At 44.1% G+C, this 20,761-nt stretch carries 19 protein-coding genes, 4 tRNA genes, 1 pseudogene and 1 riboswitch; of the genes and pseudogenes, 18 read left to right on the top strand and 6 right to left on the bottom strand.

Features of this window, described 5'->3' with window-relative positions; all coding sequences use genetic code 11:
- The first annotated feature begins 359 nt into the window (after window positions 1-359).
- The 4 genes and pseudogenes from G358_RS0117385 to thiC all read left to right on the top strand — a co-directional run bounded on the left by G358_RS0117385 (window position 360) and on the right by thiC (window position 4,971).
- Window positions 360-1,703 (top strand): AAA family ATPase, encoded by a 1,344-nt coding sequence (locus tag G358_RS0117385; protein WP_019638518.1) that lies wholly within the window; start codon window positions 360-362, stop codon window positions 1,701-1,703.
- A gap of 3 nt (window positions 1,704-1,706) precedes the next feature.
- Window positions 1,707-2,612 (top strand): DUF4435 domain-containing protein, encoded by a 906-nt coding sequence (locus tag G358_RS0117380; protein ID WP_019638517.1) that lies wholly within the window; start codon window positions 1,707-1,709, stop codon window positions 2,610-2,612.
- A 28-nt stretch (window positions 2,613-2,640) separates the two neighbouring features.
- Window positions 2,641-2,730 (top strand): annotated as a pseudogene (locus G358_RS32425) (LuxR C-terminal-related transcriptional regulator); the annotation flags it as partial.
- 253 nt (window positions 2,731-2,983) lie between these two features.
- A riboswitch (TPP riboswitch) is annotated at window positions 2,984-3,095 on the top strand.
- 94 nt (window positions 3,096-3,189) lie between these two features.
- Complete coding sequence (gene thiC / locus G358_RS0117375) at window positions 3,190-4,971, top strand: phosphomethylpyrimidine synthase ThiC (RefSeq protein ID WP_019638516.1); 1,782 nt, start codon at window positions 3,190-3,192, stop codon at window positions 4,969-4,971.
- 462 nt (window positions 4,972-5,433) lie between these two features.
- Here thiC and G358_RS0117370 read toward each other — a convergent pair whose 3' ends face one another.
- Window positions 5,434-6,789: a dipeptidase gene (locus G358_RS0117370; RefSeq protein ID WP_026342321.1), complete on the bottom strand. Its 1,356-nt coding sequence runs from the start codon at window positions 6,787-6,789 to the stop codon at window positions 5,434-5,436.
- A gap of 279 nt (window positions 6,790-7,068) precedes the next feature.
- Between G358_RS0117370 and G358_RS30345 the strand changes: the two genes are divergently transcribed.
- From G358_RS30345 to G358_RS0117355, 3 genes are all read left to right on the top strand, one after another.
- Entirely contained in the window at window positions 7,069-8,388 is a 1,320-nt protein-coding gene (locus G358_RS30345; protein WP_019638514.1) for a peptidyl-prolyl cis-trans isomerase, read from the top strand.
- Between the two features lie 262 nt (window positions 8,389-8,650).
- Window positions 8,651-9,394 carry a class I SAM-dependent methyltransferase gene (locus tag G358_RS0117360; RefSeq protein ID WP_019638513.1) on the top strand — a complete coding sequence of 248 codons (744 nt, stop codon included), beginning with the start codon at window positions 8,651-8,653 and terminating at the stop codon, window positions 9,392-9,394.
- Window positions 9,391-10,398, top strand: coding sequence for an MBL fold metallo-hydrolase (locus tag G358_RS0117355; protein WP_019638512.1), 1,008 nt, complete (start codon window positions 9,391-9,393; stop codon window positions 10,396-10,398). The genes G358_RS0117360 and G358_RS0117355 overlap by 4 nt, the downstream gene beginning before the upstream one ends.
- Window positions 10,399-10,544: 146 nt before the next feature.
- Here G358_RS0117355 and G358_RS0117350 read toward each other — a convergent pair whose 3' ends face one another.
- A complete protein-coding gene (locus G358_RS0117350; RefSeq protein ID WP_019638511.1) occupies window positions 10,545-11,105 on the bottom strand; it encodes a phosphatidylglycerophosphatase A family protein in 561 nt (186 codons plus the stop codon).
- A 163-nt stretch (window positions 11,106-11,268) separates the two neighbouring features.
- Between G358_RS0117350 and G358_RS0117345 the strand changes: the two genes are divergently transcribed.
- The 3 genes from G358_RS0117345 to G358_RS0117335 all read left to right on the top strand — a co-directional run bounded on the left by G358_RS0117345 (window position 11,269) and on the right by G358_RS0117335 (window position 14,105).
- Window positions 11,269-12,330 carry a GerMN domain-containing protein gene (locus tag G358_RS0117345; RefSeq protein WP_019638510.1) on the top strand — a complete coding sequence of 354 codons (1,062 nt, stop codon included), beginning with the start codon at window positions 11,269-11,271 and terminating at the stop codon, window positions 12,328-12,330.
- Between the two features lie 387 nt (window positions 12,331-12,717).
- Window positions 12,718-13,476: a ribonuclease PH gene (gene rph / locus G358_RS0117340; RefSeq protein WP_019638509.1), complete on the top strand. Its 759-nt coding sequence runs from the start codon at window positions 12,718-12,720 to the stop codon at window positions 13,474-13,476.
- On the top strand, window positions 13,476-14,105 hold the full coding sequence (locus G358_RS0117335; protein WP_019638508.1) for an XTP/dITP diphosphatase: 630 nt from the start codon (window positions 13,476-13,478) through the stop codon (window positions 14,103-14,105). Before rph ends, G358_RS0117335 begins: the two co-directional genes overlap by 1 nt.
- A gap of 231 nt (window positions 14,106-14,336) precedes the next feature.
- Here the strand turns inward: G358_RS0117335 and cmpA are convergent, their stop codons facing one another.
- A complete protein-coding gene (gene cmpA, locus G358_RS33150) occupies window positions 14,337-14,471 on the bottom strand; it encodes a cortex morphogenetic protein CmpA (protein ID WP_157274405.1) in 135 nt (44 codons plus the stop codon).
- A gap of 77 nt (window positions 14,472-14,548) precedes the next feature.
- Complete coding sequence (locus tag G358_RS0117330; protein ID WP_019638507.1) at window positions 14,549-14,899, bottom strand: hypothetical protein; 351 nt, start codon at window positions 14,897-14,899, stop codon at window positions 14,549-14,551.
- A gap of 130 nt (window positions 14,900-15,029) precedes the next feature.
- Between G358_RS0117330 and G358_RS0117325 the strand changes: the two genes are divergently transcribed.
- From G358_RS0117325 to G358_RS0117295, 6 genes are all read left to right on the top strand, one after another.
- Window positions 15,030-15,497 carry a SprT family protein gene (locus tag G358_RS0117325; protein ID WP_019638506.1) on the top strand — a complete coding sequence of 156 codons (468 nt, stop codon included), beginning with the start codon at window positions 15,030-15,032 and terminating at the stop codon, window positions 15,495-15,497.
- 134 nt (window positions 15,498-15,631) lie between these two features.
- A complete protein-coding gene (locus G358_RS0117320) occupies window positions 15,632-15,847 on the top strand; it encodes a hypothetical protein (RefSeq protein WP_019638505.1) in 216 nt (71 codons plus the stop codon).
- Between the two features lie 783 nt (window positions 15,848-16,630).
- A tRNA-Asn gene (locus G358_RS0117310) sits at window positions 16,631-16,706 on the top strand.
- A gap of 5 nt (window positions 16,707-16,711) precedes the next feature.
- A tRNA-Ser gene (locus G358_RS0117305) sits at window positions 16,712-16,803 on the top strand.
- Window positions 16,804-17,105: 302 nt separating this feature from the next.
- Window positions 17,106-17,180 (top strand) — tRNA-Glu (locus G358_RS0117300).
- Window positions 17,181-17,262: 82 nt separating this feature from the next.
- Window positions 17,263-17,345 (top strand) — tRNA-Leu (locus G358_RS0117295).
- Window positions 17,346-17,991: 646 nt separating this feature from the next.
- On the opposite strand, the gene G358_RS0117290 is transcribed toward G358_RS0117295, so the two are convergent.
- On the bottom strand, window positions 17,992-18,849 hold the full coding sequence (locus tag G358_RS0117290) for a Cof-type HAD-IIB family hydrolase (protein ID WP_019638504.1): 858 nt from the start codon (window positions 18,847-18,849) through the stop codon (window positions 17,992-17,994).
- 200 nt (window positions 18,850-19,049) lie between these two features.
- Between G358_RS0117290 and G358_RS0117285 the strand changes: the two genes are divergently transcribed.
- Window positions 19,050-19,367, top strand: coding sequence for an AzlD domain-containing protein (locus G358_RS0117285; RefSeq protein ID WP_026342320.1), 318 nt, complete (start codon window positions 19,050-19,052; stop codon window positions 19,365-19,367).
- A gap of 16 nt (window positions 19,368-19,383) precedes the next feature.
- The gene (locus tag G358_RS0117280) at window positions 19,384-20,082 is read left to right on the top strand and encodes an AzlC family ABC transporter permease (protein ID WP_019638502.1); all 699 of its coding nucleotides are present in this window, start codon (window positions 19,384-19,386) and stop codon (window positions 20,080-20,082) included.
- A gap of 22 nt (window positions 20,083-20,104) precedes the next feature.
- Here the strand turns inward: G358_RS0117280 and G358_RS0117275 are convergent, their stop codons facing one another.
- A complete protein-coding gene (locus tag G358_RS0117275; RefSeq protein ID WP_084662817.1) occupies window positions 20,105-20,749 on the bottom strand; it encodes a PAS domain-containing protein in 645 nt (214 codons plus the stop codon).
- Window positions 20,750-20,761 lie beyond the last annotated feature (12 nt).

Below are 20,761 nucleotides of genomic sequence, written 5' to 3'. Positions count from 1 at the left end.
TTGGTTTATTGTTTAATGTATAGAGGAGAATTAGCTTCTATTCCATTAGCAATAGTCAAGCTTATTGCTCGTCTAAAAACAATAAATATAAATTGCACATGCATCGTTTTCAAAAAACATGTCTGTCCACTATAGAGTATGCTTTTAGCATCAGTAAAAATGTACTCGGGTCAATTCTTTAATTTTAAGCGATGCTTAATAGTTTTATTCTCCTAATCCCCTGTTTCTTATAACTCGTACTAACAGGAAAGAGAACGTAAGCAAGTGCGAAGGTTGTAATTATATGGTATAATCTAGTTCTAAAGTCGTGTAACATCTACTGAAAACGTAGAGGTCTATCCTAGGGGGGATTAACTTTAATGATAAGGTACATGAAAATCTCTAAGATGTATGGTTGGAAAGATATTAAAGTAGACTTTAATGAGGATTTAACTTTATTGGTCGGAGCAAATGGATCTGGCAAAACAACTCTATTAAATATTATTTCTTCCTTAGCTTCGAAAAATCTTGATTTTTTAAATAAATATAGATTTCAAGAACTTTTATTAGAATATGAAGTGGATGAAGAAATTCGTAGAATTAATATTGATAACTCTGAGGGTTTGTGTGTATTAAGATGGAACAATTATGATATTCCTGTTGGCTTTACTACCAGGGATGAAGGGTATATTAGAATTAACAATCGAGAGGATTCTGAACCAAACTTAGATGCAATATTAAGCCAAATATCCAAAGAATTGAACATTCTATACCTACCATTATCTAGGGATAATAGGTTTCTTGAAGGTAATGACCTTGATGACCATAGAAAAAGAATTATGAGAGAAAAACAAAGAAGAATGTATATTGAAGAATGGAATGAAGGTGACAATCGTCCGATTGGAGGAATTGATGATTCATTAAGAAATATCAATAGAATGGTTAAAGAGTATCAGAGAAAAACAGGATTTGAACTAGAACAACTTAACGAGCGTATGCGAAGGGAAATATTTCAATCTTCGTTTCAATATTATGATGACAAAACATTTTTGACGGATATCAGCAAGTTAATAGGGATATTAAATGAAGCGAAAATTAATGAATTAAAGTTGGCTTTTAAAGATATGCGATTGCTTACCCCGAAATTTGAAAGACAAATGGATGCTTTCATATCTAATTTGTTTGATGGTTATAAGATCTATGAACAATGGAGAAAATCAGGTGGGCAAAGGGAATTTGATACAAATATTTTATCTTTTATGGGCAACTTACCACAACTTAATCGTATCATGCAGTGGCAAAAAACTATCCAAGATACAAATCAAAAAAAATCAGAACTGCAAAGAAATATGAATCTTTTTCTTGAAACTGTTAACGGTTTTTTGAGTGAGAGTAATAAAGAATTAATATTAAATGACCGTGAAGGAAATGTACTGTTCAAACAAAAGCACGGAAAAGAAAAAATGGGTCTTGAAAAACTTTCGTCAGGAGAAAAGCAGATTGTAATATTTTTTGCATATTTAATCTTTGAAGTTAGCTCTAATAAACGTGGAATATACATAATTGACGAACCAGAATTATCATTACATATTTCATGGCAAAGAAAGTTTGCTCAATCAATTTTAAACGTTTCTCCCTCATTGCAATTAATTTTTGCTACTCATTCTCCTGAAATAGTCGGAGTTTTCAGGGATCATTGTGTGCTGTTAAGGAGCGATAGATAACTAATGGATAGTAACGAAATTCCAACGTATAGTAATGATGGTTATTTAGGATTTTCAGTTCTTCTAACTCAAACTACTGATGTTTTAATATATATTGAAGATGAAAAAGGAGTTCATATTTACGAAACTTTGATGCAGAGGTTATTTTCAGATACCTCAATTGAAATACGAGTTGAAGCAGTTTCTGGCAAAAAGAATCTTAAAGATATCCATAGAAAAAATGAAGCTGAAGAACATAGGGAACATTTAGTCCCCTGTTTCTTTATAGCTGATTTAGATTTTGACGATATTAAAGGAGAAAATAAAGTTAGAGACGATAATTTTATATATTTGGAAAGATACTCGATTGAAAATTATTTGGTTGATGAAGAAGTTGGGATTAATTTTGTTAAAGGCAGAACTAATGAAAACAAGAGATTATGCAAGCATAAAATTGAATTTGATAAGTGGATTGAAAATATTTCAAAGCAGACAAGAAAATTAGTTACAATTTTTATTACAGTTCAAAAATTAAGACTTCCAGTTGATAATGCGAAACTACCAATAGCTAGATTCACAAATGAAAAAAAACCATATGAAATTGATGAAAGAAAAGTAGGTAACTATCTTTTAGAAAAGGTGTTTAAAGACTATAAAAGAAATAAGATGTACGGATTTACAAAACATTATTTAAGTATAGATAGAAGAATTACTACAATGTATGGATCTGAGTTCAAGAAAGTAATACCTGGAAAACAATTGTTGCAATTATTCATATCTTACCTTTCAACCTATACAGATGGAAAAGGTGTTAATCGAGTTGATTTTGAAAATATCGCTTGTCACTGTTGTGATTTATCAACCTTATATTATTTAAAGGACGCCATTAATAATTATTTAACTAGTTATCGTGCTGCTCTCGCAGGATAACGGTTACGTAGTTGGATGTACTTCAAAACACATCTCCAATGTCATGCAGAAATTGAACGTAAAAGGTCGTGCGCAGGCGGTTGTCGAGCTTATCAAGCTTGGGGAACTAAAAATTTGACGGTTTTGCCATGGCACGTCATAAAACCGTAAGCCTTCTATAACCTTTATCCGCTCTGCGAAGAGGAAATAGAAGGTTTTTTGTTGCCTAGAACCATTGGCTGTACATTAAAATTTAGTGAGCAAATCAGCTTTAGTTTATGGGGCGTTATTAGAAAACTTTCTTGAGAGGAAACTAAATGGCGGCATAGTGCCTCTTAGTTTTTGAGAAAAGGGTTGCCACTTCCTTCTTTTCCATATATTATGTATAGGTGAATTGAATACACGGGAGCTTGGGTCAACCAGGCTGAGAGGACAGCTAATGCGCTGTTGACCGTATAACCTGATCTGGGTAATGCCAGCGGAGGAAACGTCCAAGCCTTTGTGTATACAAAGACCGCTTCTTTCGTTGCGGTCTTTTTTTGTTGCACTTGGCAGCAGCAGCTCCGCTTGAACCCATTCATTCTAAGGAGGAATAGAAATGGCAAGCGAAATTAACAACAACACCGTCACCCCTAATGTTTCAGCTTTTTCAGGCAGTCGCAAGGTATATCTTCAAGGCTCTCGGCCGGATATACAGGTGCCTATGAGAGAAATTGCACTTACGCCGACCGTCCGCGGAGAAGCGGTAGAGGAGAATCAACCCGTTCGGGTATATGATTGCAGTGGTCCTTACACAGATTCCAACCACCATGCAGATATAAGGACAGGTCTTCCAATGAATCGCAAAAATTGGATTCTGGAGCGGGGGGACGTGGAGGAATATGAGGGCAGGAGCACGAAACCCGAGGATAACGGGTATAAAGCAGAAAAGCATATAGAACAAGCGGAGACTTTCCCCGGCTTGAAGCGAAAGCCGCTGCGCGCCAAAGCCGGCTGCAATGTGACGCAAATGCATTATGCAAGAAAGGGAGTCATCACTCCTGAAATGGAGTATATTTCGATCCGGGAAAACGTAGATCCGGAATTTGTTCGCAAAGAAGTTGCCGAAGGCAGAGCGATTATTCCATCGAATATTAATCATCCCGAAAGCGAGCCGATGATCATAGGCCGTAATTTTTTGGTTAAGATCAATGCAAACATCGGCAACTCGGCCGTCGCCTCCTCCATTGAGGAGGAAGTGGAGAAGATGAGATGGGCTACCCGTTGGGGCGCCGACACGATTATGGATCTTTCCACGGGGAAAAACATTCACACGACGCGGGAATGGATCATCCGCAATTCGCCAGTGCCTGTAGGCACGGTTCCGCTCTATCAGGCTTTGGAAAAGGTAGGCGGAAAGGCCGAGGAATTGAGCTGGGAGGTTTACCGCGATACTTTGATCGAACAGGCGGAGCAGGGCGTTGATTATTTTACGATCCATGCCGGCGTGCTCCTGCGGTATATTCCGATGACGGCTAAGCGAGTCACGGGCATAGTGTCCCGCGGCGGTTCTATTATGGCTGCCTGGTGCCTCGCTCATCATCAAGAGAATTTTCTCTATACCCATTTCGAAGAAATTTGTGAAATCATGAAAAGCTATGATATCGCCTTTTCGCTTGGTGATGGCCTGCGGCCGGGCTCGATTGCGGATGCCAATGATGAGGCCCAGTTTGCTGAGCTTGAGACGCTCGGCGAGCTGACCAAAATCGCTTGGAAGCATGACGTTCAGGTGATGATTGAAGGGCCGGGCCACGTTCCAATGCATCTGATTAAAGAAAATGTGGATAAGCAAATGGAGATTTGCCAGGAAGCTCCTTTCTATACGCTAGGCCCGCTAACGACCGATATTGCCCCGGGCTACGATCATATTACTTCCGCTATTGGAGCCGCGATGATCGGCTGGTTTGGAACCGCTATGCTATGTTACGTGACGCCTAAGGAACATCTCGGACTGCCTAACAAAGATGATGTTCGCGAGGGAGTTATCGCTTATAAAATAGCTGCGCATGCAGCCGATCTGGCGAAAGGACACCCCGGAGCCCAGGAAAGAGATAACGCGTTGTCCAAGGCACGGTTCGAATTCCGCTGGCGAGACCAATTCAACCTCTCGCTCGATCCGGAGAGGGCGATGGAGTATCATGATGAAACGCTGCCCGCGGAAGGGGCCAAGACCGCTCACTTCTGTTCCATGTGCGGTCCCAAATTTTGCAGCATGCGAATTACTCAAGACATCCGCGATTATGCTAAGCAGCATGGACTTGAAGATGAGGAGGCTATTACCAAAGGCCTCAAGGAAAAGTCGCAGCAGTTCAAAGAAGAGGGAAATGTTATTTATCGGTAAAGCGTATTGAGCAATCACATGACGAATGATCGGTCTGGATTTGACGAATCAAGCGATGGCGGCTACAGAGGTTAAAGCGCAATGTCATTTACTAAACTCGCTATGCCTGACTTTTGAAAGTTAAAATCCTGCGATTGATTGAGCATTCGTGAGATAATCCCTAAAATACGAGGGGATGGAATTCATGCATCTAATCGCGCTCTAAGCGAATGGAACAGGGGTTTAGATGGATTTTACGCACCTAAAGTCAAGCGTCAGCCCATGATTGGCAATTGCCCTACTTCTAACGACATCAAATCCATTTAAATCTATTTTTCCTTCCATGCCGCAGAAATTAACTGCTATAAATCCATTTATTATAAGTTGAATTTCTCAGTTCATCTTATATGGAAAAATACAGCTAAAGAACCTTCTAGCTCCTCCGCTGTATGGAGGGTGCTAGAAGGTTCTTTTGTCATCGTGCTAGAGCGACTTCAGATAGTCTACGATCGTTAACAGCCCTTTATCGAAATTTTCCAGATTGAAGTGCTCGTTCGGAGCATGGAGGTTCTCGTCGGGAAGCCCGAAGCCCATCATGACGGCCGGAGCATTCAGGACGCGTGATAACGTTTCGACAATCGGAATGGAGCCGCCGTCATTTGTGAACAGGGCACGGGTACCGTATACGCGTTCGTAGGCATCCGCCGCTTTCTGCAGCATCGGATTGGCAGGATTGATGGTGAACGCACGGGCCTTCTCGACTTGGAAGATGTTCAATTTGGCGCCAGGCTGTATGTGCTGTTTTAAGTGCGCTTCGATTTTGTCCAAAATATCCTGCGGATCCTGATTGCCGACTAAGCGGCACGTAATTTTGGCGTGAGCCTCTTTCGGAATGACGGTCTTGGTGCCTTCGCCCTGAAATCCGCCGTATACCCCGTTCAGCTCAAGCGTTGGGCGGGCACCGATCCGCTCCACGAAATTATAGCCTTCCTCGCCATAGAGCGTGTCTAGTCCGAGATCAGCTTTGAGTTTGTCCTCGTTGAACTGCTGTTTGGCGAATTCCTCGCGGATGGCGGGGGTCAGTTCCGGCACTCCTTCATAGAAGCCTTCCACAGTTACTCTTCCCTTGTCGTCATGGAGCGAGGCGAGCAAGGAAACGATCGCGTGCAGCGCATTTGGTACGCCGCCTCCGAAGGTTCCCGAGTGCAGATCCGTATTGGCAGTATGTACCGTAACCTCTAAGGAGCACAGACCTCGAAGCCCGATGCAGATGGCCGGCTTGCCCGGCTCCAGCAGAGCCGTATCAGAGATGAGCACCACATCGGAGGCCAGCATTTCCTTGTGCTCATCCAAGTAAGGAGGGAGGTTAGGGCTGGCGATCTCCTCTTCGCCCTCAATGCAAAATTTAATGTTGACCGGAAGCTGCTTCTCTTCTTTTAAAATGGCTTCTACGGCTTTAATGTGCAGAAACAGTTGACCTTTGTCGTCCGTTGCTCCGCGAGCGTATAGCTTGCCGTCCCGGATGCTAGGCTCGAATGGAGGGGTCTCCCATAAATGCAGCGGATCTACCGGTTGAACGTCATAGTGCCCGTAGACGAGCACGGTTGGTTTACCTGGAGCATGCAGATGGTCTGCGTAAATAATCGGATGCCCCTTGGTCGGAATGATTTCCACATTCTCCAGACCTGCGCTCGATAACGAGCTGGAAATCCAATCCGCTGCTTTGGCGATATCCGGCTTATGCTCGGATAGTGCGGAAATGCTTGGTATTGTTAGCAATTGCTTTAGTTCGTTCAGATGCTGTTCCCTGTGTTTTTGAAAATAGGATTCATAGCTCATCATTGATCAAATCCTCCCAGCTTTATTGTGACTCTTATAGTTTACTACGTTTTATGCGCTAACACGAATACAAAGAGAATACAAAGAGACGGCAAAATTGACATGGTTATTGTAACCGCTAGACTGGTTTGTAATGTGAATTAAGCAGATTTTAATAAAAGTCGGTTTAAATTTATATTTATTTAATGTTTGCTTCCGTTAATTCTGTTAATCTCTTTATTGGGAGTTCAAATTTGAGGGCTCAAGTCGTTAGGGATGATGAAGGGAGTTATTTGGTAAATGGTTGATAAAGATAAGAAAGATGAAGAATCATTAGAAGAAATAGAGAACGGTTCAGAGCAGGAGAGCAGTGTAAAGCAGCCTGAAGCGCCGGAGGTATCGGAAGGTACGAAATCTTCGGAAAATGTGCAATCCGAGAATCCACAGGCGGCCGATGAAGTCCATACAGACGATTCCGATGCGGTGGAGACCGTAACTACCGAAGAGCTTTCGGAGAGTGCTTCGGCTGAAGATGAGCCCGGTTCTGCATTATCTGAAGACACCGAGGCTCTTACTGAGGGCGTTGGACAAGCTGCTGATGCATCGGAGCTGACACTGGCTTCTGGCGATGTTCAAGGGAATGATGAATCGGGAAGCGGTCATGAACCGTCCTCTCCAGCATCTGCTTCAGGAAAAGTATGGCCTGTTATATCGCTTATTTTGGCGGTTGCACTTGTCGCTGTACTGGTAGCTCCGCTTGTAGGAAGCAACAAGAAAAATGTGGCTACGGTAAACGGGGCTGCGATTACGAAAGATGATCTTTTCAACAAACTGTTGAAAGTAAATAACGGAGAACAGGTGAAGCAGCTGCTTGACCTAATGATTACGGAAACGCTGATCAACCAGGAAGCGAAGAAGGCGAATGTTGTCGTTTCCGAGGAGGACTACAATGCGCTTTTCGATAATTACGTGAAATCATATGGCAGCCTTGAGATATTGGAGCAAATGCTCCCGCAGCATGGAATGACGATGGAGGATTTAAGACAGAACATTGAACTGGAAATCAAGATCAACAAGCTGCTTGAAAATAAAACGAAAGTAACGGATGAAGAGGTAAAGGAAACGTACGAGCAGTATAAAGACATCTATAAGAGCCCAGAACGCGTCCGGACGTCTGTCATCCTGGTAAAAACGGAAGCAGAGGCAAACGATGTTATTCAACAGCTTAAAGAGGGTCAAAACTTTTCCGAGCTTGCCAAGAGTAAATCACTGGACGATGCTACAAAAGAATATGGCGGAGATACCGGTTATTTCGAACGGGGCCAAGGAGATCCCGCTGTAGAAGAAGCTGCCTTTAAGCTTCAAAAGGATGAAATTAGCGGAGCGATTCAAACAAGTGATGGCTACAAGGTAATTAAGCTGACCGACCGTGAGGAAGCGAACGAAGGGACTTTCGATGAGAACAAAGAAAGAGTCAGGAAAAACTTGGTTTCCCAGCAAATATATGGAATGATTGAATCGTGGCTTGATGAACTGAAGAGCAAATCTAAAATCGTCAACACACTGGACAATCAAGTTGAGGATGAAGCTGCAGAGGATACCCCAGCCCAGGCAGAATAATAAGCTCAAACGAATTGCTAGCCGAGTTAAAGCAAATATAAGCAAAATAAGCCAATACAAGCCAATACAGCGGGAGGCCATTTACAGCCTCTCGTTTTTTTTACTCTACTCTTTATTTGAACGGTGCTTGGTTTATCGTAGAGCGTAATATTTTTCATGTAACAATTTATATTTTGCGTTTGGCTAAGGCTGGCGTACAATATGAAGCATGGGGTTGCAGAAATAGTCGGGGAGTAATAGGCAACTAAGGAGGAACAGTACGATGGTTGAGTGGTATGAACGTAGCTTTGGTGAGGATTATTTGCTTGTATATAAGCACCGCGACGTGCAGGGAGCGAAGCGTGAAGTACATACGATGATTTCCTGGCTGGGATTGTCCGATGGAGCGAAGATACTCGATCTATGTTGCGGAATGGGGCGGCACTCCATGGCACTCGTGGAAGCGGGCTACGATGTTACCGGTGTCGATTTGTCGGATGTTTTGTTACGGGAAGCGAGAAAAAATGATCCTGACGGTCTTGTTACATGGTTAAAAGGAGATATGCGTCAACTGCCGCTAGAAGGTGGTTTTGATGCAGTTGTAAATTTATTTTCTTCGTTTGGCTATTTTGAGCAGGATGCGGAACACATTAAAGTATTGAAAGAAATACGCAGAGTACTTAAACCTGGGGGGAAATTTATTATCGATTTCCTGAATCCGTCGTATACGATGAATCATTTGGTTCCTCGTTCCGAGCGGGTAGATGAGGGGCAGCACATTACTGAAGAACGCAGTATTCAGGACGGATATGTAAAGAAGCACATTACGATTAGTAATATAGAGAACGGCTCATCGGACGAGCCTAGGTATTATTTAGAGCGGATTAAACTGTATAATCGCGAGGATTTTTCCGAAATGCTGAAGCAGAGCGGCCTTCAACTGGAGCATGTCTATGGGGGATACGGCGATATTTCCTATGATTCAGCAACATCCCCCCGCATGATTATGGTTGGAAGCTCCTTATGATAACCATAGATATTCAGGAGTGGAAGGAAGCAGGAATTGTTCAAGTCCCGATTTCGATGGCTCCGCCGCTGCGGCAGGTTAACAGTTATTTGCTTCGCGGTCCTGAAGGAATCACAATTGTAGACCCGGGGCCGCGTACAGAAGTGACGGAGAATGAATGGGAAGCCGTATGGAAAAAGCTGCGGATTCATCCCGATGATATTATTTCGATCGTCCTGACACATCATCATCCGGATCATTATGGACTTGCCGGATATATGCAATCTTTGACAGGGGCTGCAGTCTTAATGTCGAGAAGAGCTTTTGAGGAGGCAGAGCGTATATGGGGGACGGGCAGTACGATGGATGTAGCGCTGCCCTGCCTGTTCCGGCAGCATGGAATGCCCGAGGAATGGCTGCAGCAGCTGCCCGGGCATATGAACAGTTTTATACAGCAAGTGACACCTTCCCCTAGGGTTACATTCGTGTCGGAAGAGGCTCCCGTCATCATGGGAGGAAGAAGCTGGGAAGCCGTTATGAGTGGAGGACATGCACCTGGACATTTGTCTTTTTATGATAGGAAGGGAAAAACAATGCTCTGTGGGGATGCTGTTCTGCCGCAAATTTCCCCGAATATCAGTTTGATTCCGGACAGCGAGCCCGAGCCGCTTCATGCTTTTATAACTGCATTAAAACAGTTCGAGCAATATGATGTTGCCATGGCATTTCCCGGGCATCGAAATCCTTTTGATTATTTTAATGAACGCACTCGTATACTGATACAGCATCATGAGCAGAGGCTGCTGCACATAGAGCAGCTGCTGGAGCAGCAGGCGCTGACGGGATTCCAGGCTTGTGAAGCTCTCTTTGGCACTAGGCTGAGCATTCATCAAATGCGCTTTGCGATGTCGGAGACGCTGGCCCATCTGCTTGAACTCGTCCGCCAAGGCCGGGCAGCGAAGGAAGGGGACGAAGGGGCGGAAATTCGCTTTAGAGCCTTCCAGCCCTTGTATAAATTGTTGTAGTCTGAAAAAGAAAGAAAACAAGCCGAGCGACGGGAAGCTTGGCTTGTTTTTTGTGCTGAATTCGGCGGGGCAAGGCCAGAGCCCCCCAAGATTCCATAGGAAGCTTGGAGGTTTATTATAGCACCAGTCCTCACTTCCAGTCCTTTTTACCGGTCCGAATCCGTCGTATCTTCACCGTGCTGTTTTTCGCGTTCCGCCTGTTTGCGATGGGCAATCCGGCTGCTTGCCGAAGCGGCAATTGCCCCGACAATATCGTCAAGGAATGTATTGCAAGGACCCAAACTTTTATCATTCAATCGTTCCAGTACTCCAGGCTTAAGCTTATCTACATAACCATAATTTGTAAATCCAATACTTCCATAAACGTTAACGATGGAGAAGGCCAATATTTCGTCTACACCATATAACCCCTCATCATTGGATATCATATCTTGAAGCTCAGGGATTAACAGCTCTTGTTCTGCTAAAATATCCAACTGAATTCCTGTGAGAACGGCGTTCTGTACTTCTCGTTTACTGAGTACTTGCTCCACATTGTGAATGCATTCCTCCATGGTCAGGCTCGGGTAATACTTCTGCTGCAGCAGCATGACCAGCTCGGCGATTTCAGTTAAAGTTACTCCGCGTTTTTGCAGCCATTTCATTGTGGCATCGGCGACCTTTTTACTATTTAAGCTATAAGGCACTTTCGCTTTCGGTTGTTCCATTCCCAATCACCTCTATCCCTTTAGTGTATGCTTTTCTGGTTTTGGCTGACTTGGCTAAGATGCAGTTTGTCCACTTATCGGAAAATTTAGTTATTTTTCAAACAAGGGGCTCGTATATATAGTAATACAAACCTAAGAAAAATGTTAGGGAGGAACCCAGGTGATGAAATGGAACGGATCATTACGCAATGCTGCTGTAGCGGGTGTACTCGTGCTCCCGTTAATGTTAACAGCCTGCAATCCTTTTGCAGCAAAAACATCGTCTCAAGTTGACCCTCCGCCTGCAGACGTTGAACTCCAAATGCTTGCGGACCTTGAGGCTGCAGAACAGACAAGCTTAAGCGCGGGAGGTCAGTTGTCCACGGTTTATTTAGAGAATGAGCATGGCTTGCTCGCCCCGGTTGCTCTGTCATTGCCAGAACACGAAAATACAACCCAATTGACTCGCGCTTTGGAAATGCTAGTTAAGGATGGAGTTTATGCTGAGCGGATTCCATCCGGCTTTAGAGGCGTGTTGCCTGTAGGGACTGAAGTTACCGCGGTTACCTTGCAAAAAGAGGAGCAACTGGCTGTTGTTGAATTTTCTAAATCATTTCGGGATTATGAAGCCCGGGATGAACGAAAAATAATGGAGGCAATTACCTGGACGTTAACCGAAAGTCCGGACATTCAGCGCGTTCAATTGTGGGTGGATGGAGAAAAGTTAAATGAAATGCCGGTAGATGGCACACCATTGGATCGCGCTTTGACTCGTGCTGTAGGAATTAACCTGGAAATCAGCAGTGGAACGAGCTTATCTCTCACCAGCCCTGTTACGGTGTACTTCTCCGCGGCAACGCCAGAAGGAATCCAATATTACGTGCCGGTCACCCGTTTTGTCAACAGCGGTTCGGATCGAGTGCAATCAGCGCTGCATGAGCTTATAAAAGGGCCGATACGCGGTGATGGCCTTGAGCGGGTAGTTACCGATAATACTATCGTAGATCATGTAGATGAGTCGCAGGATGGAGTTGTTACCGTTTCGATCAGTGATGATATGTTTGAGTCTGGTGAGAAAGTGCCAGCGCAAATGCTGGAATCCGTTGTGCTTACCGTTACGGAGAATACGGCTGCAGATCAAGTGCGTATTTGGCTAAACGGAGAGAAAAATGTCGTTGGACTCGATAATCAAAATTACAGTGAGCCGGTCTCAAGGCCACAGAGCATCAATGAAATTCCTTTGTAGTTATTTTTTATTCAGATTTTGCTCATATTTGGGCATATTAAGGTCAACTGAGGGCTTGCTGTGGCAAGCCTTTTGTTATAAGGAAATCATGTTAATGCAGTCAGGATGACTCAGAATGACAATTCATTGAACTGATCATCACTAGGCAGAATGGAATGGTGATTTTATGCTTACACTTTGGTAGAATAGGGAAAGCGTAAAGACATCGTAAGTTCATTTGTAAGCAAAAGTTCGAGTTGTAAGGCAAGCTTAAGAAAAGAACTTAAGAAAAGAACTCAAAGATCTCAAGTAAAGATCCAAGAAAAGATCATTTGAGAAGAACCTAAGGAAAAATCTTCAGGAAAAGCGTAAGGGCAAGGACAGCATGACAGTAGGAGGCGGGTTACGATGAGAATAAACGGGCGTGAGGCAAATGAGCGGCGGCCAATGAACTTAACAGTGAACGTTAACAAATATGCAGAGGGATCTGTACAGATTGAAGTTGGTGACACAAAGGTGATTTGTACCGCTACGGTTGAAGAGAAGGTACCGATGTTTATGAAAGGTCAAGGAAAAGGCTGGGTTACCGCGGAGTATTCTATGCTCCCCCGGGCAACGCATTCCCGTAACCAGCGCGAATCCGCACGTGGCAAACAAAGCGGACGCACAATGGAAATTCAACGTTTGATCGGCAGAGCTCTGCGTTCCGTCGTTGATTTACAAGCCCTTGGCGAACGTTCTATAACGATTGACTGTGATGTGCTGCAAGCGGACGGGGGAACTCGTACAACTTCGATTACTGGTGCTTTTGTTGCTTTGGCATTGGCGGTGAACAAGATCGTTCAGAAACATTCATTGCCTGTGTTCCCTATTACGGATTATTTGGCATCAGTTAGCGTTGGCATCGTCGGCCAGGAGACACTGCTTGATCTGAACTATGAGGAAGATTCAAAAGCAAAAGTCGATATGAATGTCGTTATGACCGGACAAGGCCAGTTTGTTGAGGTACAAGGAACTGGAGAGGAAAATCCGTTTTCCCGGGAAGAGTTAAACAGCATGCTGGAACTGGCTGAGCAAGGAATTCATGAAATGATTCAAATTCAGCGTGAAGCACTCGGGCCTGTATCGCTTAAAATCGGCAGCAGGCAGCCAGAGGCAGGTGTCTGATGAATAGGCAGGAAACGGCTATTATTGTAGCTACCCGCAACCAAGGGAAAGTTAGGGAATTTGCTCATGGACTTGCTTTTTTGGAGAAGCCTGTGAAGAGTATGTATGATTATCCTGACGTTCCTGAAGTGATAGAGGATGGTAACACATTTGCTGAAAATGCCCGGAAAAAGGCCAAGGAAGTGGGTGATTTCCTCGGTCAGCCTGTACTTGCCGATGACTCTGGGCTCTGTGTGGACAAGCTGGACGGTGCACCGGGAGTATATTCGGCCCGGTATGCTGGAGAAGGCGCTGCGGATGAGGCGAACAATGAAAAGCTGCTTAGAGAGCTAGGGCGATTTCGATCGGGAGAGGACACAGATCAGCCATTGCTCAGTACGGCACGTTTTGTATGCCATCTAGCACTGTACGATCCTGCAACCGGACAATTTACAGAGGCTGCCGGAACAGTGGAAGGATGGATTACAGCGGAACCTGCTGGGGACGGCGGCTTTGGCTATGACCCGCTTTTTTATTTGCCTGATTATGAAAAGACGCTGGCAGAGCTGACAGTGTCAGAGAAGCAGGCCATAAGTCACCGTGGTGCGGCTTTACGGCAGTTAGTTGCCAAGCTTAACGGTAAGAAGTAGGAGTTTTCCGCAAGCAGGAGTTTCCCGCGAGTTTTTTAGGACTACCTAACAATTTCGGGACCTCATGAATATAAATCCCCCCTTTTAGTTGGCAGCGTAATAGCCTACACTTCGCAGTGGGCTTGCCGCCCATACTCGAAGGGGTTTTTAGTATAGTAATCAGGTAAATCAGACAAATAAAACAAACCAGCATGCTTCCTTCGCTGTAGAAACATACTGGCATTACCAATTTTATTGAAATTGACTTGATTCATTATTATTCCGGCGGCTGTAGTAAAAAAACCAACAATCGTTAAGTAGTCGAATTTGGCGCCGATCCTTTTTATGAAATGCTCGCATCATTTGATTGCTAAGCCAATTGGGCAACACGATCTCCTCCCCGGTATTTCCCTATGTACGTTAACATATGGGGAGGAGCCAAAAAGTGTGCAGGTCCATTTGACTTAAAGCCCTTCTTCCTCGTACCATTGCTCTAGCTGGGCTTGTAAAGCGCGAATTTCCGTGAGCAAGGAGATGAGCGGGTAATTCTCTTCCCGGATTGCCGAGAAAGCAGCCTCCAGCTCATTAATGTACGACAAACCACTAGTAATTTGCAGTGATTCCTGCAGCAGGTCCAACTGATCACATTCAGCGATAGCCTGCGGCAGGGCAGGGATTTGGGGTGCCGTCAATTTATCGATTTCTTTGTTCAAGCGCAGATTGAGAGCGCTAAGCTGATAAGCGTAATCAGAAGGCATTTCTACAAATCGCAAATCACTGCCTTGTTGCAGAATGACATATCTCATTAAGGCCATTTGTTATTGTCTCCTTTTCATCATTGCTACTTGACAGTGTAGCCTAAGGCGAAGTTAAAATTCAAGTATAAATCATCGTTTGGCTGCCGACAGAAATGCCTTTCACGGCACAAGCAAGGAGGGTGTTTCTTTGAATAATACACAATTGCAGGCATGGGTGGAGCAAATTTCAATGAATAGCTTTGGCTTGCCCTTTCGACACGAGGCCCGGTTCAATTCTCGCTTACGGACAACGGGTGGACGGTATTTTATGAAATCTCATCATATTGAAATAAATCCTGCACAGCTTGAAGCCTTCGGAACAGCAGAAGTAGAAAAAATCATCAAGCATGAACTATGTCACTATCATCTTCACTTAATGGGAAAAGGCTATAGACATCGAGACTCCGACTTTAAGACTTTACTTCGTAAGGTTGGAGGGAGCAGATTTTGTCAATCATTACCCGGAGCGCAGGACAGAAAAACGCTGCCTTATCGTTATAAGCTGAAATGTACAAGCTGTGGAACGGAATATTTGCGCAAGCGTCGTGTTGATCCGAATCGTTACCGATGTGGAAAGTGTTCGGGAAATCTGAGCTTATTTAATTATCAGGAGTAATTTGTATATGATGCGTGCAGATGGGTGGCAGTGAGGTCAAATATTGTACTTGAATATGGGGAGGGGAGCAGCCAAACCTCAATTGAATTATGTTATACTGGCAACAAATAAAATCATAAGGAAGTGAACCCTATATGGCAAAATCCAAGGCCAAAAAAATGCGTGAGAAATTAACACGTGAAGGCAAACGTAATCCTGAGCTAAGCCGGAGTCCATTTGCTGCACTTGATATGAGCACGAGAAAAACAAAGACGAAGCAAGACCAACTGAATCAAAATAAACACAAGCATAAGAACCTGATCTCTTTTTACGGAGATGATGGTTCTTTTTTTTTGGTAGCCGTAGGATGAATGCCATGATCGACCGTTGGCCGGGGTCCGTTGTTCAACATCCGCCAACTTGCCTTGGTGCCCATGCGGCATTATTTGGAGGATCCGTAGTATATGAAGGGAATCTAATATGAAGGAAATTTAATAGATGAAATAAAAAGGAATGAAGCAGATGCAAGAATGAAGCAAATACATGATATATGGAATAAATCGGATCCATGGAATACGGGACAAAGCGGATACGTGGAATATGGAGTAAAGTGGTTACATGGAATATGGAATAAATCGAATACATCGAGTATGAGATAAATCGAACACATGGAATATAGAATAAATTGGATACCTGGAATATGGAGTAAAGAGGATAAATGGAATCGAATTTAATATATTGAATGGAATACATTGAATTAAATATACGATAAATAGGCAAGTAACAATAAAGCCTGTCATATACATGAGAGGGGGGCGTAAGGAATCCTTTGGGAGAGGAGCTACCGGTTTCGAAGGAGCAATTTACGAATGGAGGCGAGGCATATGACTGTAGAGTTGCTCATTCAGCTGCTTGTACTCATCGTAATGCTAATCGAACTGGCGCGATATCGTAAGGATTCCTGAGCTTTCGCTGGATCTGACAGCAATGTCAGATCCGCCCTTTTATAGTGACACTATCTCGGAATAGTTATAGGGTAATATGATCACAGAACAACGATATCCCAACCATGATCGCGTTAACACCTCATGATCAGGTTTCTTGACTTTGGCTTAGAATCATGATAAATTATACCGTAATCTGTTGTATGTCGTTCCCTGATAGCTCAGTCGGTAGAGCACTCGACTGTTAATCGAGTTGTCACAGGTTCGAGTCCTGTTCGGGGAGCCATTTTTGGAGAGATACCCAAGTGGCTATAAGGGGACCCTCTGCTAAGGGGTTAGACTGCGTAAGCGGTGCGAGGGTTCGAATCCCTCTCTCTCCGCCACCATAGTTTGAGAACCCTCTGTAGGTTCGTCGGAGCATAGACTACGATAGCATAAACTTCGCAGTCTCGATACGATAGCATAAACTTCGCAGTCTCGAATGGAATGAGAGTATCCCTCTCTCTCCGCCACCATAGCTTGAGAACTCTCTGTAGGTTCGTCGGAGCATGAGCTTCGTTAGAAGTTTAATCAAAGTCCGGATGGACTTTTTTTATTTCTTTAAAATAGGGTTGTCACCTCTCATTTATTTTGATATAATCTTTCCTGTCGTCACTTTTGATAAATGTATAACAAATATCTGCATGGCCCGTTGGTCAAGGGGTTAAGACACCTCCCTTTCACGGAGGTAACAGGGGTTCGAATCCCCTACGGGTCACCACTTTCTTTATTGCTTCAGGGGTGAGAATCCCTTGGGGGTTCGTCGGAGCATCCGCTTCGATAGGAATACAATAATTTAATATGCGGTCGTGGTGGAATGGCAGACACGCTATCTTGAGGGGGTAGTGGGTGTATACCCGTGGAGGTTCGAGTCCTCTCGACCGCATCGAAAACTTTGAAAAGAACCTTGCTGAGAGCAGGGTTCTTTTTGAAATTATAAAATTAACAGCTTTTCTGGTACTAAAAATGTATTGTCAGAATGAAATACAGAGTGTAACTGGATTTAATGTATTTAAAGCGAACGTTTTGGGACATAAGGAAGGAAAATCCGGGTTTAGATACCTGAAATCCATCTATTTCACCCGATCTCGAGTTAACCCATAAATTTAATACATAAAATACACTTAAATGCACGAAATCACAGTTCAGCCGCATCTATCCATCTATCCATCTATTCATTTATTCATCTACATTGTCTAGCATCCATGGTCTAGCATCCTTTGGCTCGGTTCCATATTCCCGCAGTGCGCTAGTGAATACAAGCCTGCCAAACGATCCTGACCTAACAGAATACAAGCTATCAGTACGTTCGCAATCATTACCATACATGTACTCAAAACGAGTTCGGGGGGCCTGCACCAAAGGTCTACCAGTCTGGAGTCATGTACCAAAGGTCTACCAGTCAGGAGTCATGTACCAAAGATCTACCAGTCTGGAGTCATGTACCAAAGGTCTACCAGTCGGGGGTCCTGCGTCAAAGGTTTACCGGTCAGGAGCCACGCTTCAAAGGTTTATCGCATCGCTTTATACCTCTAAAGCTCAAGCAGTTTCTTCAGTGCATATGCGACACCGTGATCGTTATTGCTGCGTGTCGATAAGGTGCTGAGCTGCTTGATTTCTTCAACAGCATTGCCCATGGCGACGCTTGTTCCGGCTACTTGAAACATAGATATATCGTTATAACTGTCCCCGATTACAATCGTGTCCACCATGTCGACGTTGTAATACGAGGCAAGGAACTGCAGGGCGCTTCCTTTGTCTGTATCTGTTGAAATGATTTCAAGTGTATGTCTGGCTGCGGCTGTAGTATGGATGGAATTTTGCTGGGAAAAATGCTCGTTTAAGAGGCTCAGCTTGGACTCGTCATACGTAAATATTAACAGTTTATAAATGGGGATCCCTTTGGCAAGGACTTCCCGGGGATCATTGATTTGGCAAATACCAAATTGTTTAAATTGAATTACGGCGCCCCTCCATAGCGTAACTTTATCCATGTGTGGATTTGCGCTAGTTAGAATGTCCAATTCGGCCTGAAGCTTGCTTTCTCCGCCAAAAGAAGTGTAAATTTCCTCAGGACAAAATATTTCGAAGTAAACATTTTGCTTCATTAAATAGTTTATCGCTTCAGCAGCGACCTGGTGAGGAATCGGTGTCTCTCGTAACAATTGTCCATTTTCATCGTGGACAGCCGCACCATTGGAAGAAATAATAGGTATGTTTATTTCATCGCCAATAATGCCGCGAACATCGAAGCGGGCCCTGCCTGTGCAAATCGTTACTTTATGACGGTTAGCTGATAAAATATTCTGAATTGTATCAAGCCCTTCCTTACTGGGGTTGCTTTCAGCGGTAAGTAAAGTCCCGTCCAGATCGATAGCGATTAACTTCATAAATAACATCCTCCCTATAGCTAGTTCAGCGGTAGTTATCAAGAGTATAAAATATGAAAATGATTTCAGGTCAAGGCCGAAGAATATCAGGTGAGGATCAGGATAATATGATACTATTTATAGTAGGGTTATCCTAGCGGAAAAGGTGAAATTGTTGCAGCCTATATATAATAATGATTACAAAGAACAGGGATGAGTGAATGGAGTCACAACTTTTGATTATTCTGCTTATTGGAGCCGGCACTTATTTGCTGCGCGCAGGCTCGCTGGTACTTGGGAGCCGAATTAAATGGTCGCATCAGTCAAAGGAATGGCTATCCTATGTTTCGCCGGCCGTACTCGGAGCCTTACTTGGGCCGCTGCTTTTATTGAACGAAGGACAGTGGGTTCCAATGAAAGACAATATGATATTAGTCGCGGCAATTCCTACGATTGCAGTAGCGTGGCTGACCCGAAGGCTGCTATTAACTGTATTGGCGGGCATTTTATTTTTTGCATTGGCTAATTATTTTATGTGAACAAGGTGGTACGAGCATGAGTCGACAAGATAAAATAGCGTTAGCATTACGGGATGCGCTGCCTATTGTTTTGGCGTATTTTCCCCTTTCCATTACATTTGGAGTGTTGGCTGCAGCTAGCGGCATGCCGTGGAATATGTCCATCTTTAGCTCTATTTGGATTTACTCTGGAGGAGCGCAATTTATGGTAATCAGCATGCTGGAAACAGCCACGGCTCCGGCAACGATTGTAGTAACAATCCTGCTAGTAAATATGCGTCACGTCCTTTACGGTGCAACGATGGGGCCCCATTTGGCGCATTGGCGGGAACCGTTGAAATGGTTGGCAGCTCTTGGATTAACGGACGAGAGCTTTGTAGTTACTTCTAATCGTGCGGCTGCTGGTGAAAGATTAACGCCTTCTTATTATCTTACATTTGCATTAGCGGCATACGGATCTTGGATTGCTGGAACGATAGTTGGCGCAGGAATAGGTGGAATTGTCACGTCAGAAACTGCTTCAGTGCTTAGCTTTGCACTTCCTGCACTGTTCTTGGCATTGCTGTTCGGGGGGGAACGAAGTTTTCCTCATCTGTTGTCAGCCTGTACTGGGGCTGCTTTAGCTACGTTGGCTGGATTAATGCATCTAGGCGGGGTCGGACTTATCATTGGCGGACTTGCCGGTGCAACAGTAGGGCAAATGCTGGGTAGAAGGAGCAAGCGTATTAGAGGTTGAACCACGAAACAGGTATAAGCAGTCAAATGTCATCAGAATCAGGGTCAAGGATAGATGAATACTTAGGATACAAAACTCGGATACAATCCGGGCAAATATCATGAGTGAATTCGGCATGGGTATTTCTGATTAAATAGCTTTCAATGTCCTCCCAATGATTAACCTTGTCTTTAATTCGCTTGCACACCGCACAGATAGGCAGCAATCCGCGCAATGTGCGAATTTGAGAAATGACTTCAACGAGCTGGAGCTCGTATTTTTTGAATCGGGTCATTTCAGAACAGCTGAGAACTGTACCTTTAATATGAGAGTCCTGTTGTTCGATTAACGGAATAACCTCCAGTTGGAACCATCTGGTCTCCCCGGACATGGACAAATGGAGGTGGAACTCCTTTCTGTAATAAGCACAGTCTCCATGCAGGATATTGTTGAGCTGGGCTAAAAACATGGGGGCTTGAGGGCAGAGTGTACGATTTTCCGGATTGTTCAGGAACTCCACAAGATTGAGCCCGGGACGATCCCACTGTGGGGACAGGCCCATTTCCACAGCTGTTAAAGCCCATGTAGTATTAATGTGGCGAATGGTACCTTGTGTATCGGTTATCGCAAGACATTGATTCAAAGCCAGAGCAGCTGTTATCCACAAACTTGTGTCATGATTCATCATGAACCTCCTATC

The sequence above is a fragment of the Paenibacillus fonticola DSM 21315 genome, assembly GCF_000381905.1.
Classification (GTDB): Bacteria; Bacillota; Bacilli; order Paenibacillales; family Paenibacillaceae; genus Fontibacillus; species Fontibacillus fonticola.
Note: the sequence above shows the minus strand (reverse complement) of the source record. Positions and strands in the feature narration are given on the sequence as shown.

Coding starts and splice junctions, on each gene's coding strand:
- G358_RS0117335 (WP_019638508.1), top strand. CDS start 13,476: ATGAATAGGCAGGAAACGGCTATTATTGTAGCTACCCGCAACCAAGGG.
- G358_RS0117380 (WP_019638517.1), top strand. CDS start 1,707: ATGGATAGTAACGAAATTCCAACGTATAGTAATGATGGTTATTTAGGA.
- G358_RS0117275 (WP_084662817.1), bottom strand. CDS start 20,749: ATGATGAATCATGACACAAGTTTGTGGATAACAGCTGCTCTGGCTTTG.
- G358_RS0117280 (WP_019638502.1), top strand. CDS start 19,384: ATGAGTCGACAAGATAAAATAGCGTTAGCATTACGGGATGCGCTGCCT.
- G358_RS0117330 (WP_019638507.1), bottom strand. CDS start 14,899: ATGGCCTTAATGAGATATGTCATTCTGCAACAAGGCAGTGATTTGCGA.
- rph (WP_019638509.1), top strand. CDS start 12,718: ATGAGAATAAACGGGCGTGAGGCAAATGAGCGGCGGCCAATGAACTTA.
- G358_RS0117350 (WP_019638511.1), bottom strand. CDS start 11,105: ATGGAACAACCGAAAGCGAAAGTGCCTTATAGCTTAAATAGTAAAAAG.
- G358_RS30345 (WP_019638514.1), top strand. CDS start 7,069: ATGGTTGATAAAGATAAGAAAGATGAAGAATCATTAGAAGAAATAGAG.
- thiC (WP_019638516.1), top strand. CDS start 3,190: ATGGCAAGCGAAATTAACAACAACACCGTCACCCCTAATGTTTCAGCT.
- G358_RS0117290 (WP_019638504.1), bottom strand. CDS start 18,849: ATGAAGTTAATCGCTATCGATCTGGACGGGACTTTACTTACCGCTGAA.
- G358_RS0117360 (WP_019638513.1), top strand. CDS start 8,651: ATGGTTGAGTGGTATGAACGTAGCTTTGGTGAGGATTATTTGCTTGTA.
- G358_RS0117370 (WP_026342321.1), bottom strand. CDS start 6,789: ATGAGCTATGAATCCTATTTTCAAAAACACAGGGAACAGCATCTGAAC.
- G358_RS0117345 (WP_019638510.1), top strand. CDS start 11,269: ATGAAATGGAACGGATCATTACGCAATGCTGCTGTAGCGGGTGTACTC.
- G358_RS0117385 (WP_019638518.1), top strand. CDS start 360: ATGATAAGGTACATGAAAATCTCTAAGATGTATGGTTGGAAAGATATT.
- G358_RS0117320 (WP_019638505.1), top strand. CDS start 15,632: ATGGCAAAATCCAAGGCCAAAAAAATGCGTGAGAAATTAACACGTGAA.
- G358_RS0117285 (WP_026342320.1), top strand. CDS start 19,050: ATGGAGTCACAACTTTTGATTATTCTGCTTATTGGAGCCGGCACTTAT.
- G358_RS0117355 (WP_019638512.1), top strand. CDS start 9,391: ATGATAACCATAGATATTCAGGAGTGGAAGGAAGCAGGAATTGTTCAA.